The following is a 736-nucleotide window of genomic DNA, read 5'->3' on the forward strand; positions in this document are numbered from 1 at the left end:
GTCTCCGCTGGCGGTGGTGGAAGGTCAGCAATTTGCCAACGATTTCAACATCGTTTGGGATGGCAAGACCGATCAAGACTACCAATTTGAATCCAACACGCAGCTTCTGTTTCGCTTAAAAGCGTTTGATAAAGACGGCAACATGGACGTGACAAGCGTCGGCGTGATCGATCTTGTTGAACCCGATTCTGAAGTCGACATCGACAAGAATGATGGTGAAGAAGATCAAAGCCGTAAGCTTGGCAAAGCTCAGTTGATGCGCCACAACATTCCTACCTCGGCTGGTCTGGCAAGGTTTATGGGGACGGGACTAAAAGGTGTCGACAAGGTGGTGATTGGTGAAGATGAATTTGACGTAGAAGAGGGCGAGCTTTACGCCGAACAATACTTGCCAGCCGACGCCTATCTATTCCCAACTCGTGTGGTATTTGATAGCGGTGAAGAGCGACGTTACCAACTGTACGTGCGTATTCCGGATGAATATTGGGTACAAGCGGGTTTGGCGGACTTCTACATTGGTAAAAACAAAGTCACAGGTAATTCGGCAGCATTGGCGGTTGATGACCAATATCAAGATGATATCTACAACCAAGGTCGCTTAGCGTATTTTGGCCAAGGTAAGTTTGGTGACAAACTCCGAATCACCACCCACTTTGATACCAAAGAGAGTGACGTGCGAGACATGTTTAAGCACCCGTTTGCCTCTGATTCATCCAGCGTATTCGACATTCTCGAA

General features: G+C 47.8%; 1 pseudogene. It reads left to right on the top strand.

Annotation, left to right across the window (positions count from 1 at the left end):
- A pseudogene (locus R7Z47_RS24785) lies at positions 1–736 on the top strand (hypothetical protein); the annotation flags it as partial.

The sequence above is a fragment of the Vibrio sp. 1641 genome, assembly GCF_033339995.1.
GTDB lineage: Bacteria > Pseudomonadota > Gammaproteobacteria > Enterobacterales > Vibrionaceae > Vibrio > Vibrio alginolyticus.